The organism is Streptomyces sp. NPDC041796, from assembly GCF_055590785.1.
Window position 1 is genome coordinate 79,402 of sequence record NZ_JBVJAH010000024.1, and the last position, 11,775, is coordinate 91,176.

At 71.3% G+C, this 11,775-nt stretch carries 23 protein-coding genes; 5 read left to right on the forward strand and 18 right to left on the reverse strand.

Annotated features, from left to right (window positions below; all coding sequences use genetic code 11):
• Nucleotides 1–55 precede the first annotated feature (55 nt).
• From ACZ6C1_RS33500 to ACZ6C1_RS33530, 7 genes are all read right to left on the reverse strand, one after another.
• Complete coding sequence (locus ACZ6C1_RS33500) at nucleotides 56–226, reverse strand: hypothetical protein (protein WP_469246240.1); 171 nt, start codon at nucleotides 224–226, stop codon at nucleotides 56–58.
• A gap of 253 nt (nucleotides 227–479) precedes the next feature.
• Entirely contained in the window at nucleotides 480–959 is a 480-nt protein-coding gene (locus ACZ6C1_RS33505) for a hypothetical protein (protein ID WP_469246241.1), read from the reverse strand.
• Nucleotides 959–1,333 (reverse strand): DUF7352 domain-containing protein, encoded by a 375-nt coding sequence (locus ACZ6C1_RS33510; RefSeq protein ID WP_469246242.1) that lies wholly within the window; start codon nucleotides 1,331–1,333, stop codon nucleotides 959–961. The genes ACZ6C1_RS33505 and ACZ6C1_RS33510 overlap by 1 nt, the downstream gene beginning before the upstream one ends.
• Before the next feature lie 11 nt (nucleotides 1,334–1,344).
• Nucleotides 1,345–1,536, reverse strand: coding sequence for a hypothetical protein (locus ACZ6C1_RS33515; RefSeq protein ID WP_469246243.1), 192 nt, complete (start codon nucleotides 1,534–1,536; stop codon nucleotides 1,345–1,347).
• Nucleotides 1,533–2,288 carry a hypothetical protein gene (locus tag ACZ6C1_RS33520; protein ID WP_469246244.1) on the reverse strand — a complete coding sequence of 252 codons (756 nt, stop codon included), beginning with the start codon at nucleotides 2,286–2,288 and terminating at the stop codon, nucleotides 1,533–1,535. The genes ACZ6C1_RS33515 and ACZ6C1_RS33520 overlap by 4 nt, the downstream gene beginning before the upstream one ends.
• A 61-nt stretch (nucleotides 2,289–2,349) precedes the next feature.
• Nucleotides 2,350–2,739: a hypothetical protein gene (locus ACZ6C1_RS33525; RefSeq protein WP_469246245.1), complete on the reverse strand. Its 390-nt coding sequence runs from the start codon at nucleotides 2,737–2,739 to the stop codon at nucleotides 2,350–2,352.
• A gap of 124 nt (nucleotides 2,740–2,863) precedes the next feature.
• Nucleotides 2,864–3,055: a hypothetical protein gene (locus tag ACZ6C1_RS33530; RefSeq protein ID WP_469246246.1), complete on the reverse strand. Its 192-nt coding sequence runs from the start codon at nucleotides 3,053–3,055 to the stop codon at nucleotides 2,864–2,866.
• A 319-nt stretch (nucleotides 3,056–3,374) separates the two neighbouring features.
• Between ACZ6C1_RS33530 and ACZ6C1_RS33535 the strand changes: the two genes are divergently transcribed.
• The gene (locus tag ACZ6C1_RS33535; RefSeq protein WP_469246247.1) at nucleotides 3,375–4,409 is read left to right on the forward strand and encodes a hypothetical protein; all 1,035 of its coding nucleotides are present in this window, start codon (nucleotides 3,375–3,377) and stop codon (nucleotides 4,407–4,409) included.
• A gap of 9 nt (nucleotides 4,410–4,418) precedes the next feature.
• Here the strand turns inward: ACZ6C1_RS33535 and ACZ6C1_RS33540 are convergent, their stop codons facing one another.
• From ACZ6C1_RS33540 to ACZ6C1_RS33585, 10 genes are all read right to left on the reverse strand, one after another.
• On the reverse strand, nucleotides 4,419–4,955 hold the full coding sequence (locus tag ACZ6C1_RS33540; protein WP_469246248.1) for a hypothetical protein: 537 nt from the start codon (nucleotides 4,953–4,955) through the stop codon (nucleotides 4,419–4,421).
• A 2-nt stretch (nucleotides 4,956–4,957) separates the two neighbouring features.
• Nucleotides 4,958–5,260, reverse strand: coding sequence for a hypothetical protein (locus ACZ6C1_RS33545; protein WP_469246249.1), 303 nt, complete (start codon nucleotides 5,258–5,260; stop codon nucleotides 4,958–4,960).
• Nucleotides 5,257–5,418 carry a hypothetical protein gene (locus tag ACZ6C1_RS33550; protein ID WP_469246250.1) on the reverse strand — a complete coding sequence of 54 codons (162 nt, stop codon included), beginning with the start codon at nucleotides 5,416–5,418 and terminating at the stop codon, nucleotides 5,257–5,259. Before ACZ6C1_RS33550 ends, ACZ6C1_RS33545 begins: the two co-directional genes overlap by 4 nt.
• On the reverse strand, nucleotides 5,405–6,262 hold the full coding sequence (locus ACZ6C1_RS33555) for a hypothetical protein (RefSeq protein ID WP_469246251.1): 858 nt from the start codon (nucleotides 6,260–6,262) through the stop codon (nucleotides 5,405–5,407). The genes ACZ6C1_RS33550 and ACZ6C1_RS33555 overlap by 14 nt, the downstream gene beginning before the upstream one ends.
• A 1-nt stretch (nucleotide 6,263) precedes the next feature.
• Nucleotides 6,264–6,935: a hypothetical protein gene (locus ACZ6C1_RS33560; protein ID WP_469246252.1), complete on the reverse strand. Its 672-nt coding sequence runs from the start codon at nucleotides 6,933–6,935 to the stop codon at nucleotides 6,264–6,266.
• Nucleotides 6,932–7,513: a hypothetical protein gene (locus ACZ6C1_RS33565; RefSeq protein ID WP_469246253.1), complete on the reverse strand. Its 582-nt coding sequence runs from the start codon at nucleotides 7,511–7,513 to the stop codon at nucleotides 6,932–6,934. The genes ACZ6C1_RS33560 and ACZ6C1_RS33565 overlap by 4 nt, the downstream gene beginning before the upstream one ends.
• Complete coding sequence (locus ACZ6C1_RS33570) at nucleotides 7,510–7,908, reverse strand: ASCH domain-containing protein (RefSeq protein WP_469246254.1); 399 nt, start codon at nucleotides 7,906–7,908, stop codon at nucleotides 7,510–7,512. Before ACZ6C1_RS33570 ends, ACZ6C1_RS33565 begins: the two co-directional genes overlap by 4 nt.
• Nucleotides 7,905–8,201 carry a hypothetical protein gene (locus tag ACZ6C1_RS33575; protein ID WP_469246255.1) on the reverse strand — a complete coding sequence of 99 codons (297 nt, stop codon included), beginning with the start codon at nucleotides 8,199–8,201 and terminating at the stop codon, nucleotides 7,905–7,907. The genes ACZ6C1_RS33570 and ACZ6C1_RS33575 overlap by 4 nt, the downstream gene beginning before the upstream one ends.
• Before the next feature lie 79 nt (nucleotides 8,202–8,280).
• Complete coding sequence (locus ACZ6C1_RS33580; protein ID WP_469246256.1) at nucleotides 8,281–8,520, reverse strand: hypothetical protein; 240 nt, start codon at nucleotides 8,518–8,520, stop codon at nucleotides 8,281–8,283.
• 72 nt (nucleotides 8,521–8,592) lie between these two features.
• Complete coding sequence (locus ACZ6C1_RS33585) at nucleotides 8,593–8,925, reverse strand: hypothetical protein (RefSeq protein WP_469246257.1); 333 nt, start codon at nucleotides 8,923–8,925, stop codon at nucleotides 8,593–8,595.
• A gap of 570 nt (nucleotides 8,926–9,495) precedes the next feature.
• On the opposite strand from ACZ6C1_RS33585, the gene ACZ6C1_RS33590 reads away from it, so the two are divergent.
• The 3 genes from ACZ6C1_RS33590 (at nucleotide 9,496) to ACZ6C1_RS33600 (ending at nucleotide 11,226) form a co-directional block, all read left to right on the forward strand.
• Entirely contained in the window at nucleotides 9,496–9,741 is a 246-nt protein-coding gene (locus ACZ6C1_RS33590; RefSeq protein ID WP_469246258.1) for a hypothetical protein, read from the forward strand.
• Between the two features lie 91 nt (nucleotides 9,742–9,832).
• Nucleotides 9,833–10,387, forward strand: coding sequence for a hypothetical protein (locus ACZ6C1_RS33595; RefSeq protein ID WP_469246260.1), 555 nt, complete (start codon nucleotides 9,833–9,835; stop codon nucleotides 10,385–10,387).
• A 245-nt stretch (nucleotides 10,388–10,632) separates the two neighbouring features.
• Nucleotides 10,633–11,226 (forward strand): hypothetical protein, encoded by a 594-nt coding sequence (locus ACZ6C1_RS33600; protein WP_469246262.1) that lies wholly within the window; start codon nucleotides 10,633–10,635, stop codon nucleotides 11,224–11,226.
• A 6-nt stretch (nucleotides 11,227–11,232) separates the two neighbouring features.
• Here ACZ6C1_RS33600 and ACZ6C1_RS33605 read toward each other — a convergent pair whose 3' ends face one another.
• A complete protein-coding gene (locus ACZ6C1_RS33605; RefSeq protein ID WP_469246264.1) occupies nucleotides 11,233–11,472 on the reverse strand; it encodes a hypothetical protein in 240 nt (79 codons plus the stop codon).
• Between ACZ6C1_RS33605 and ACZ6C1_RS33610 the strand changes: the two genes are divergently transcribed.
• Entirely contained in the window at nucleotides 11,458–11,616 is a 159-nt protein-coding gene (locus tag ACZ6C1_RS33610; RefSeq protein ID WP_469246266.1) for a hypothetical protein, read from the forward strand. The two genes, ACZ6C1_RS33605 and ACZ6C1_RS33610, sit on opposite strands and share 15 nt — an antisense overlap.
• Nucleotides 11,617–11,775 lie beyond the last annotated feature (159 nt).

The window sequence follows — 11,775 nt, forward strand, 5'->3', positions numbered from 1 at the left end:
CAGCCTAGGACGAGGCAGGTCAGGGAGCACGCGGAGACGGCTGACTCCCTGGCGGTCAGGCGTCCGTCTCTCGACCCTCCGCAGCCCACCGCTCCATGAGTTCCCGGAGCTCGGGGTGCCTGTCGAAGTACTCGTCGTCGGTCAGGTGCCACTCGGGGTCCGGGATGATCGTGCGGACGGGGCCGTCCGGCGTGTGCAGGTATCGGACGCTGTACTGGGTCGACATAGCTTGCCTCCACAGAGTCAGGGCACGCCGCCTGCCCTCCCGCAGGGAGGTCGGGAGGGACGGCGCGGCCCCGCCCATGGAGCACCCCTGGGCGGGGCCGATCGCGGGTCTCTCCCGGGGGTGGGAGGGGAGACCCTGCTGATCACAGCGTTGCACGCGTTCCAGCCATGCAACAGGGGTCTGTCCGGAAATAGTTGATCGCGACACCGAGTGCCCGCCACCCTCCACGGTGGCGGGCACTCGGTGTCTCCCGTCAGGCCGCTCTCCACGCGCTGCGGGTGTAGGCCGGGACCAGGTCGGCGACCATCGCGGCGCCGCACCAGGCACACAGGCCCTGCGCGAGGTCGGTGCCGAGCCAGCTGACGTCGATGACGTCTTCGTGCGCGCAGGGCGGCGGGGTCCCGGGCAGCAGGCAAGCGCGGAGGTCGTCGGCTGCCCGCCTGAGCTGGTGGCCGAAGGGGGCGTGGGCGGGGAAGGTGAGGGCGTCCAGGTCGGCGGCGAAGATGCGGTGGCTGGAGACCTCCACCGTGGTGGTGTCGAGCTTGGCCACTGGGGCGTATCCGTCGGCGGTGTTCAGCTCGAAGAGCAGCCACGGGTACTCGCCGCTGACGAGCTTCAGGCTCAGGCCGATGGGCAGACCGCTGGTGGTACGACCGTCGGTGATGTGGAGCCGGTCATCGCCCTGAACCTGGCGGATCCGGACGTACGCCGGCGGGGCAACGTACTTGGCCATCAGACTTTCTCTCCGGCATCCAGCGGCGCCCCGCACATCGCACACAGCCCCGGCTGCTCCGGGTCGACGTGTTCGGGGCCGCGCCAGCCGATGTGGGTGCAGGCGTTCTCGATGAGGTGCCACACCAGGTCCCCGCCCGGGCGGATGGCTGTGGCGATGTGGACGGTGCCGATGGGCATGGGCTGCCCGGTGCCGTAGACGCGGAACTGCCGCCGGAACGGCGCGTCACCGGGGCTGGCGGCGTACGCCCACACCTCGACGGTGGCGCTGCGGCGGCAGGCGACGTGCTGGAGGCCGCGCGGCAGGTTCAGGTAGTGCCACTGGTCGTCGACGGGGATCTCGTAGCGGTGGATGACCGGCAGGGCGGTGGCCATGGCGGTTCCTTTCAGCGGGCGGCGCGGGCGCGGAGGACGGCGCGGTGGGCGGCGGCTTCGTCGGTGCGGCCGGCGGCCTCGAGGCGGCGGATGGCGCGGGCGGTGATGTGGCGGGTCCCGTACACGGCGACGGTGCCACCGACGAGGGCGCAGGCGAGGACGCTGCCGAGTCCGGTGAGGAGCCGGTCGGTGGCCGCGGTCACTGGCGGAGGTACCAGTTCGCGGCGAGTTGGCGGAGCCCGGGCTCGTCGAACGGCGGGGTGAACTTCCCGGCGTCGACGGCGTTGAGGTAGCCACCCGACGGGCTGCACAGGAGGGGCCTGGTGCCGGTGGCGGTGGTGACGCACTCATACGCCTCGACGGTGCCGTCGCCGTCCTTGTCGATGTTCGGGTGGGCCAGCCCGGCGACGTGCCCAAGCTCGTGCGAGACGCCGTTGGCGCGGTAGGCGTCGTTCTTCACCGGGTCGGTCGAGAACCAGGCCGGCTCGGTCCAGTACGTGGAGTCGATGAGGACGTGCCCGCCCCAGGCGGAGTTGTCGCTCGTGTCGTAGCAGGTCTTGGCCTGGGACAGGCCGGGGCTGCCGTAGGGCTGGGGGGTGTAGTGCATGACGATGCGGTGCCGGGGCGGGCATTGTTCGGGCGGGGTGGTGTCGATGACCGTGCTGACGGTGAAGGTGACACCGGTGACGGTGGTGAGTTGTGCGGTGGGCTTGGTGAGGTACGGGGTGAGGGCGGTGCGCGCGGCCGCGTCGGCGAAGACGACGGTGTACGGGTCGGGGTGGAGGCTGTGGATGCCGCGGGCGGTGTTGATGCGCCAGCCGCGGCCCTCGTAGACGGGCCCGGTTGCCGCGGCGGTGGCAGTGGGGGTGGGCGCGGCGAGGAGCGCGGCGAGCGCTGTGGCGGCGGCGAGGAGGGTGGCGGGGCGGCGTATGCGGCGAGCTTGGGGAAAAGGCATACACCCCATGCTGGGCACATTTCAGCCTGGCATTGCCCCCGCTCAAGGGGGACCGGCGAGGCTACTCCTCGCCCCAATTGGCCTTGAAGTCTGGGTGGTCCTTCCACAGCCGCGCGATCCGGACCAGGTACAGCCAGAGACCGTATCGGCGGTGAGTGTATTGGTCCGGCAGGGTGTTGACGCTGCTCACCGCCTCGCTCACCAGGCCGTAGAGCGCTCCGAAGACAGCGGCTGCCTGCTTTGGTCCGTGTTCGGCGATCCAGGTCTGAACACCGGCCTTCGCAGCCGCTTGGCTTCCCTCCGGCAGGCTCCTGGGAATGCCGGGGCGGATCGTCACCCCCTGGCCCAGCCAGTAGGAAATGCCGCCAGCCTCCTCCAGCTCCTCGCTCACTCGGGCGTCGATGAACTCCTTCAGCTCGACGAGATCGTCTTTCGTGATTTCGGTCGCCATGCCGAAATCCTGTCAGGTGGGAAAGCCTGGCGGTGGCATCGGCTTCGTGATGGGCACCGCCAGGCGCCCTCCATCCAGGGTGGCACGAGGCACTGACAGCCCCGGCGCCGCTGGGGGCGACGGCCTACCAGATGGAGTCTCCAAGGGGCCCGAGGAGGGCGGTAACGATGTCGGCGGGGGCGCTCCAGATGGAGTCGCCCTGGGCGGCGGCCGGCGGGGTGTCGGCGGGCGTTGCTGCGGCGGCGGGCGCGGTGGTGGCGCCGAGGGCGGCGGCGGTGATCAGGGCGAGGGTGGCCAGGGCGTGACGAGGGCTCATCAGCGGGTCCCTTCCGGTGTGCGGGTGGTGGAGGGGGCGGCCGGTTCAGGGTTGCACGGGCCTGTCCGGCGGGGCGAGGGTGCTGCGCCTCCCCGTAACCAGACGCTTCCTGCTGCGACCCCTGGTCAACTCTCGCTGGCAGAACGGGAGTTGTTTTCGAGGAGGAAATGCCTGGTTACGGGGAGGTTCCTCGCATGTACGCTCACGGATTAACGTGCCGGGTTCAACCATTTCGGCGTGCGGTTGATCGCAGTGCGAACAGCCGCATACCTGTGACGGGTGTCACCACGTGGAGGGTGTGGGGGTGCGGGTGTCAGGCATGGGTGCGGGCCGGCTGTCGCGGGAGGCGCGCGAGCTGTACGGGCGGATCGCCCGGGGAGACAAGGTCGATGTCGACGCCGAGGCCGGGGTGCTGGAGGAACTGGTGGCATGGCGGCTGATCGCCGTCCAGACCGACCGGCCCGGGGGCGATCAGGGCATGCCGGTGGTGCTGGACCCGGCCGAGGCCGTACGCCGGCACCGCGACGAGGGCCTGGCCCAGCTGGCGGCCGCGGCCCGGGACCTGGTCGACGCCCCCAAGGTCGCGGATGAGCTTCTGCCGGAGTTCGAGCGGTCGAAGTGGTGGTCGGGCCCGGGCAGTGAGTTCCTCGCCGATCCGGCCATCGTGAACGCCCGGATCGCGGCCGCGGTCGCCAGCGCACGGTGCGAGCTGCTCACGGCACAGCCGGGCGGCGGCCGTACCCGGGAACAGATCGAAGCCGCCCTCGTCCGGGATGGCGGCGCCCTGGCCCGCGGGATGGAGCTGCGCACCCTGTACCGGGACACCGTCCGCGACGACCAGGTCACCCGCACCTACGCCGCGCAGATGTCCGTCCGGGGCGCGCAGCTGCGCACGCACATCGGGCCGTTCCAGAAGATGGTGATCATCGACCGCAGCCAGGCGTTCATCACGGACTATGCGGTGCAGGGCGCCAGGCAGCGCGCGGCGCGGCACGTGAAAGACCGTGGTGTGGTGGCGTTCATCGTGGAGGTGTTCGAGGACGTGTGGCGCCGCTCGGAGCCGTGGCAGGGCGAAGGCCGCCCGTCGGACGACGGGGGTGATGGTGCGGGGGCACCGCTGCGGACGACCGCTCTGCAGCGGGAGATCCTCCTGGATGCGGAGCTGGGGGTGTTGCAGGGGGTGACGGCATCCCGGCTGGGCATCAGCCCGCGGCGTCTGTCGCAGGAGGTGTCGTATCTGCGGGAGGCGTGGGGTGCGCCGACGCTGGCGGCGCTGGTCGCGAAGTGGGTGCGGAGTCCCGATCGGGCGCTGGTGGACGAGGACCGGCGGGCGGGGCGGGCCGGCGCGGCCTGACCCGCCCGGTCAGGCGCTGCTCTGCGGCCCCGCCGCGTCCGACGGCTGGTGTCCTCGCAGCTCGGCGAGTTCACGCTGCGCCTTGATGGCGGTGGCCAGGTACTCGCCGGCCAGGGCCTTCCAGTCCGGGACGGCGCCGTGCCGGTGGCGGTCGCGGCCCATCAGGTGGGTGTCCACGCCGCGCAGGGCGTACTCAAGGGATCGGATCCGGGCCCGGAGCCCTTCGGGGTCACGCTCCTGCCGCAGTTCGGCGACCTCCGCCTCGAGACGCGCCACGTCCTCGGCTGTGCGCCGTTTCTGGACCTCGCGGCCGCGGTCGTAGCCCCGCAGGTATGCCGTACGCCGTTCGTCCCGGGGCCGCTCCTCGATCCAGGTCAGGAGGCTGTGGGCGGCGTCGCGATGCTCCTGGGCCTGTTCGGGGTCGGCCTGTTCGAGCTCGGCGAGGCCGATGCCCACGGTGTACGTGCGGCACAGCTCGTCCGCCAGCGCGGCCAGATGCTCCTCGCGGCTGGCCGGCGGCGTGTCGTCGGTCGGCTGGTCGGCCACGGTCAGTCCTTCAGGGTGGCTTGGCGGGGGGCGAAGGTGAGAGTGGCGTGCCACATGTCGGCCGGGTCGAGGCTGTAGGTGACGTCCTGGACGCGGTAGCGGGTGGTGCGGCCGCCGGACTGCTCAAGGAGGAGGTAGTCGCCGGTGCGGATCTGGCGGCCGAGCGCGGGGCCCCAGCCGGAGGCCTGCAGCTTCTGCCCGTTGTCGATGACGCGGCTGATGGTGAAGTCGTGGCCCCAGCAGCGGCGCCCGGGCCCGTAGTCGTGGGTGACGGGGTCGGTGGTGGTGGGCTCCGGCTCGGTCACGGCTGCTCCTGCTCGTGGTCGGCTGGGGAAGGGTCCCAGAGTTCGGTCTGCTGCCAGGTGAGGGGGATCTCGGTCTGGCCGGTGAGGGGTGGCGGGGTGGGGGCGGCGAGCTGCTGCTCCACGCCCCGGATCCGGGCCCGCGTCTCAGGCGTCGTCACCCGCGTCCTCCGGGCTGCCGCCGATGACCCGGAGGCGCGAGTGCCGGGACGGGCGGACCGTCAGGGCGTCCGCGGCGGGCCAGTCGTCGGCGCACACGCCGTACACCGGCGCTGTCCAGCCGGGCCGGTAGCGCTCGTAGACCTTCGCCCAGTCGGCTTTGAAGTAGCAGGGCAGGAGTCCGCCGGTGTTCGGGATCGGCTCGGGTGCCTGTTCGTTCTGGGCGCGGACCTGTTCGGTGACCCGGTCGGCGTGGTCCTTGTGGCGCTTGCAGAACCAGTGCGCGGTGACCCATCCGGTGCGGGGGTCCTTCTCGAGGACGCGGTGGTGGGAGTGGGCACCGCAGACACCGTCCTCGGTGCGCCAGTCCCGGGGCGGGGTGTAGGTGGCCATGGCTTCGGCCTTGAGCGCCGCGATTTCGGGTGGGAGGGGCGCCGGCCTCCGGGAGTTGAGGCGGGTCGGCTCGGGCAGATCGGGTTTGGTGCGGGGCTTGTAGGCGCGGGGCCGGTACGGGCGGAGCCGGGGCCCTTCACACCGTGGGGCGGCGGAGGGGTACCAGTCGTCGGCCTCGCGGGGCGGTTCGTAGCGGGGTGCGTCGTCGGCGACCAGCCGGTCGTAACGGGCCTGGCGGCCGCGCTCGACACCGAGCTTGCGGCGGGCGACCTTCAACACGCTGACGCCGTCCTCGCGCTTGGCGAGGTCGACGGCGTAGGCGACGGCGAGGAGGAGTTCGCGGGCCTCGTGGCCGACTCGGGGGTCCTCGTAGATCGCGGTGACCAGCTCGGGGAAGGTCCGCTTCGGCCGCTGCTCGGCGGCCGGCGCCGGTGCGGAGGTCAGGCGGGTCACGTCAGGCTCCTCCCTCGTCGGCGAGGTGCTTGCCCTCGTTCCTGGCCTGCTCCAGCTCGCTACGGAGGCGCTCCACCTCGGCACGCAGGTCTTCCAGCTCGGGCTGAACGATGTTCCTGGCGACGTCCGCGGCCGCCTGCGCGTCCTCCGGGTGCCCGTCGTTCTCGAACCGCACGTAGTAGGCGCCGACGATCCGCTGCCACAGGTCGTCCCGCAGGTCCTCGGGCAGGGGGACCGGCGAGCAGAGGAAGCTGAGCGCCTTGGCGACCTCGGCGGTCGGGATTGTCTCCGGCAGGGTCGTCGACCACACGTACGCGGTCTGCCTGACCTGGAGAATGAGCTGCCGGATCGCGGCCGCGTACATGCTGCGCTCGTACGTGAGGGTGCGCTGCTCGGTCTCGGTGGGCTTCGTGTTCGTGTTGATGCCCGGGTACAGGTCGGCGAACGCGGGCGACAGGCACGCGTCGATGACGAGGGGCACGACGTTGACGTCGCCCGGGTATTCCTCGCCCTGCGGGTGCCGCATGCCCTCGACGAAACCCATGACGGCGGCGTCCTTGATGAGGGTGCGTTCCCAGTCGGTGAGGGAGTCCAGCTTCTCCCGGACGGCGTTGGCGCGTTCGGTGTCGCGCTGCTCAAGGTAGGCGACCAGCGGCTCGGGAAGCTCGGTCACGGCGTGGTCCTCTCGGGGCAGATGGGGTGTTCGCGGGGGCCGTCCGTCATGGCGAACGGATAGTCGTACGCCCCCGGAATCGGGCGCTGCTCCTCCCCGCGCGCACCGCACGCCTTGCACTGCCAGTACTCGCCGACCGCGCCCTGGCGCAGGTCGAACCGGGCGTGGAAGGCGTTGAAGGCGGCTTCGACGCGGGTGAAGACGGTGGTGCGCTGCTTGTACTCCTCGTACGTGGCGCCGCTGCTGGATCCGGGGGCGTCGATGTGCTCGTTCCAGCCGGGCCGGTAGTCGGGGTGGGTGCGCCAGAGGCGGGCAAGGCCGCGCATGGTGTAGCAGGGGACGCCTCCGTCGGCGGGAGAGCAGGTGATGCAGCGGCCGGCGGACTGGCCGCGCATGCTGACCCAGATGTTGTGCTGCGAGGCGATGAGGTACATCGTGTCGACGTTGCTGAGGGCCTCCTCGCGGGTGGGGCCGGGCGGGAGGGCTTCGGCGGCGATCTGCTGTTCGGCGAGGCGGGCGTAGACGAAGTCCTCGCACCGGAACTCCCACTTCCAGGACGGGTCGTCTGGCGCGGTCACGCGGCGGCCTCCTGGAGCTGGTGCTGGACGGCGAGCAGCACGTGGTCGGGCGGGGTCCAGAAGCTGAGGGCGCCCTTGCACGGCACCGGCTCGGCGAGGGCCGTCACGTTGTCGAGCTCCCAGTGGTAGGTGAGGGGGAAGCCCCAGGGGCCGCAGCAGGTGCCGTCCTGGTCGGCGAGGTGGTGGCCGGTGAAGGTGGCGGTGCCGACGATCGCGCTGTACACGTCGAGGCGGGGGCCGTAGACGACGGCGTCCTTGTCGGGCTGGGCGGCGGCGTGGAGGAGGACGGGGGTGCAGGTGTGCTTGGCGGGCAGGGGCCAGGAGCGGTTCTCGACCCTCTTGGTCTGGTGGACGATGGCGCCGGCCCACGGCTGGCGGATGGTCAGGGCCTTCATCGGGGCGCGATCCTTTCGGCCTTGTCCGTGTCGTCCGCGTCGGGCAGCGGGTACCCGGCGGCGGCGAGCCGGTCAACGAGGTCGTTCAGGTCGATGCCGCCCACGTCGTTCGCCTCGATCACGGTCTCGGTCACGATCCGCAGCACCGGCGCGAGCGCCTCGGCGTCGAGGGCGTCGAGCATGGCGTTCGCCTTGATGACGTCGCCAAGGCCGTAGGACTCGCTGCGAGGGTTCCAGTCGGGCCACATGAGGTCGCTGTAGACGGCTGTGCGGGCCGGTCGGTCGTCGGTCATCGGCTGGCCTTTCGGGTGGGCGGGTGGAGGGCGTGGGCGAGGGGGATGGCGGTGGCGAGGACGATCAGCGGCACGGCGATCACGGGGCGGGGTCCTCGACGGTGAAGCTGATGACAATCGCGTCGTCGGTGACGTGGAACCGCAGCGCGTCGTCCCAGAGCGGCGCCCCGTCGGCCATGCTGTGCTCTGCGCGGTAGGCGTTCGAGGCGGTGAGGATCGCCGATTGGACGTCGCCGAGGAAGGCGCCCCAGGGCTGGGCGGCGGGGACTTCCCATTCGTACCGGGTGCTGGTGATTTTCCGGGCGGACCAGGTGGGCATGTGCTGCTCCTTGTGCGCGTGGCGGGCGGTATCCGGATCAAGCGGGCCGGTGTGGTGTGCTTGCCATGGCGGTCACGCCTCGTCCTCGGCGGCCAGGCGCAGCGCGTCGGCCACGGTGTAGCCGTTCACGGTGACCAGCGGTGCCTGTTCCCGCGCGAGCTTCAGGGCTGTGTCGAGGTCGAACCGGTGGGCGTCGAGCCATGCGCTGCCGCGGTCGTACTCCTTGACCCCGTGGTCCCAGGTGCCGTCCGCGCCGAGGCACATGGCGCCGTGTCGGATGACGGCGTACCGGCCAGCGCCGCGGTACTGGACGCGGATTTCGAATCCGGAGGCGTTGATGTCGCTCTCGGGGAGGCAGTTGACGGTGTACTCGACGGCTTGGACGACGGGTTCGGGGATGTCCATGAGGGCGGCTCCTGGGTGGAGGGGGCGCGGGTTCCAGGGTGGCGTGGGTGGTGTGTGGGGGTTGCCCCTGGTCGTCGGCTGACGGTGTGGGGGTGGGTGCTAAGCCTACCTATATTGCATGGCGTAAGCAATGCGTTATACGGGGTGGGGTGGGGTGGGGTGGGACAACTCAGCCCCGGCCGTGCGTGGCCGGGGCTGGTCAGCATTTCCCCAGGGAACAGGGGGCGCTTGGTGCAGAGGAACACCCCCACCCTGACACCGCGCCGCCCGCGTATTCCCCCGGTCACGCGGAAGGGCCCCGGCCATCGGCCAGGGCCCCACGCGACAGGGGTTGCTGCCATCAACACGCAATGGGTGGTTGATGCCCCTGCCGTCCGCCAGGATGCCACCCGGACGGCGGCTGGGCGACACCTCGGGCCAGCGTGCTCGTTGACCGGTGGGTGCACGCGCGGGCCCGGTGCCGCCTCGATCGCCGGGCCCGCGTCACCAGCTCCCCCACATGGCCCCAAATCGGACTCGCGCGTGAGCGAACAAGCCGCCTGTACACCTGTCAGGCGGACAATCCGCCGTATGACGACGACAGGCGACTCACAGCACCCAAGCTGGTGCTTGCTGGACTACTGCACCGCAAGCTCACCGGACGGTGACCACATCTCTCGGTCTGTTGAGCTGCGCAAGGACCTCGACGCGTACATCGCCCAGAGCCCTTCGGCCACACAGCCGGACCTGGTACTGCTCCACGACGGCGGTCACACCAGCCGTGTCCCGTGGTCGGCGGCGGAGGAACTGTGCCGACTCGTGAGCAGCGCGACGTAACCCCCGACGATCCGTCACCACGCCGCGCCCGGACGCCTACCATGACGGCAAGACCCTGCATGCGGGGTACGGCCGGCCCGGGGAGGCTGCTGTGGCACTGCCGATCGACGTGGAAGACGGGCCGCACCGTCCGGACTACCCGCCGAAGACCCCACCACCGCCGAAAAAGCCGGTCGAGGCGCCGCGCCCGGAGACGCGTCACGACCCCGCCCGCCCCGGAACCGGGCCGGGTGCCGCGGTGGCGGCGCAGCCCCGGCTCCGCGCACGGATCGCGAACCGCCGCGCCGCGAACTGGACCCTCGACGCCGCCCCGTGGGCACACAAGTCCGCCGGCCCGAAGGCGTCGCGGAACGTTCAGGAGAAGCTGGCCGGCTGGGGTTACCGCCCGGCCCGCGCCGAACACGCCGCCGCCCTGACGGCCCGGCTCGTAAACGCGGCGCTCGCCGACGACGGTGCCCGCATCAGCGTCCACCTCGCCGACCAGGACCAGCAGGCCCTGATCCTCGTCCTGTCCCACCAGCCCGCGCAGGACACCCCCGACGAGCAGCTACTGCACGACCTCGCCGCCACCGGTGTCGTCTCCTGCGGCGTCGACACCGACCGCGACGGCGCCGGTCGCCGCCGCTGGGCCCTCATCGACCTCTAGGCGCTCACCGGCCGGAACATGGCCGGATCGTACCCGGCATCTAGTCGATGGTCGGCGGGCGCGATGCCCTACCGTGGAACCACACCACGGCCAGACGCGTACTGCCGTCCGCCGCCGCCCGAGCGCCCACGCCGCCCGGAGCCCAGTCGGCCAAGGTCCTACGGGGCCCGCGCAGAAGCACAGAAGACCGTCCGGCCCTGTCCTCGCCGGCGGGAGCGTGGGAGCCCGCCAGGCTGGAGTTGACCGTGCCGAAGAAGCAGTCCACCGCCGCGCAGCGTGCCCGTGAGGCCGCACGCGAGGGCGGCAAGTACACCCGGGCCCTCCGCGACGCCGCGGGCGGCCGCGCCGCCGCAGACGCGACAGCCGACATCACCACGCTGGATGACAGATTCGGCGGCCACGAGTTCGAGTACGAACAGCTGACCGACCTGTTCCGGTGTACGGAGTGCAGGGTCTACGAGGTGGTGGCCCGTGATACGGACGGACCGATCAAGCCGTGCACGGGCCTGGTGGGCTACGGCGGAGACACCAAGCGGGTGTACCTGCTGCTGACGGAGAACCCGACGCTGCCGTACAGCCCCTCCCTGGCGACGCGCATCCGCAGCACCGGCATCGGCCGGTCGCCGCAGTTCTCGTGGCGGGACGGGAGGCTGCTGGTCGAGTCCGCCCCCAGCGTCGTCGCCGAACTGGCCCGCCGGATCGAACTGCTCACTTCCACCGTCGACGGGCGGCAGGTGCCAGCCGTTTCCACGATCGAACACCTCACCGCAGAGGCCGGCCAGGCGATCCTCGCGGAGAACTACGCGGCGTACGTCGCCGAGTACGGCGAGCCCATCTAGGCGCCGTCAGTCGACCTCGACGTAGGTGACGATCAGGATGCTGCCGAGCGCGGTCGCGTAGAAGAGGCCGACGCGCTGTTGGCCACCGTCCAGGCCTCGCTCGACGAACAGCGGCGTGCCCGGGCACAGGACATCCGCCGCCAGGTCTACGTACAGCTCATCCAGGTCGGCCAGATGCCGCGGCGGACTGCTGAGGAGAGGCGCGAGGCGGAGCGGCGCGTGCAGGAGGTGATGTCTCTCATCCACCTCGAAGGCCCCAGCGAAGTCGTGGGAGCGGCCGGCAGGTTCGTTTCAGCGATGGAGGAGGCGATGGACGAGCACGAGCTGTGGGATGCCGAGCGCCCGTTCCTGCTCGCAGCGCGCCGCGCCCTGGACATCGCTGACGAGTAACCGGCGCGGCAAGCGCGTGCCCCCGGGTCCAGAGCGCGGAGACCGGGGGCACGATGGGCGGGGCTGACAAGGCGTACACCGGGTGGTGAACCCGCCCGGGCCGGATCGTACCCGGCATCTAGTCGGTGGTCGGCTCCCCGCGCAGCGCCTTGCGTACCT

Bases quoted from the DNA above. Each gene is read 5' to 3' on its own strand.
- ACZ6C1_RS33535 (WP_469246247.1), top strand. From the start codon at position 3,375: ATGGGTGCGGGCCGGCTGTCGCGGGAGGCGCGCGAGCTGTACGGGCGG.
- ACZ6C1_RS33500 (WP_469246240.1), bottom strand. From the start codon at position 226: ATGTCGACCCAGTACAGCGTCCGATACCTGCACACGCCGGACGGCCCC.
- ACZ6C1_RS33570 (WP_469246254.1), bottom strand. From the start codon at position 7,908: ATGAAGGCCCTGACCATCCGCCAGCCGTGGGCCGGCGCCATCGTCCAC.
- ACZ6C1_RS33520 (WP_469246244.1), bottom strand. From the start codon at position 2,288: ATGCCTTTTCCCCAAGCTCGCCGCATACGCCGCCCCGCCACCCTCCTC.
- ACZ6C1_RS33575 (WP_469246255.1), bottom strand. From the start codon at position 8,201: ATGACCGACGACCGACCGGCCCGCACAGCCGTCTACAGCGACCTCATG.
- ACZ6C1_RS33510 (WP_469246242.1), bottom strand. From the start codon at position 1,333: ATGGCCACCGCCCTGCCGGTCATCCACCGCTACGAGATCCCCGTCGAC.
- ACZ6C1_RS33530 (WP_469246246.1), bottom strand. From the start codon at position 3,055: ATGAGCCCTCGTCACGCCCTGGCCACCCTCGCCCTGATCACCGCCGCC.
- ACZ6C1_RS33525 (WP_469246245.1), bottom strand. From the start codon at position 2,739: ATGGCGACCGAAATCACGAAAGACGATCTCGTCGAGCTGAAGGAGTTC.
- ACZ6C1_RS33580 (WP_469246256.1), bottom strand. From the start codon at position 8,520: ATGCCCACCTGGTCCGCCCGGAAAATCACCAGCACCCGGTACGAATGG.
- ACZ6C1_RS33505 (WP_469246241.1), bottom strand. From the start codon at position 959: ATGGCCAAGTACGTTGCCCCGCCGGCGTACGTCCGGATCCGCCAGGTT.
- ACZ6C1_RS33585 (WP_469246257.1), bottom strand. From the start codon at position 8,925: ATGGACATCCCCGAACCCGTCGTCCAAGCCGTCGAGTACACCGTCAAC.
- ACZ6C1_RS33610 (WP_469246266.1), top strand. From the start codon at position 11,458: ATGTCTCTCATCCACCTCGAAGGCCCCAGCGAAGTCGTGGGAGCGGCC.
- ACZ6C1_RS33590 (WP_469246258.1), top strand. From the start codon at position 9,496: ATGACGACGACAGGCGACTCACAGCACCCAAGCTGGTGCTTGCTGGAC.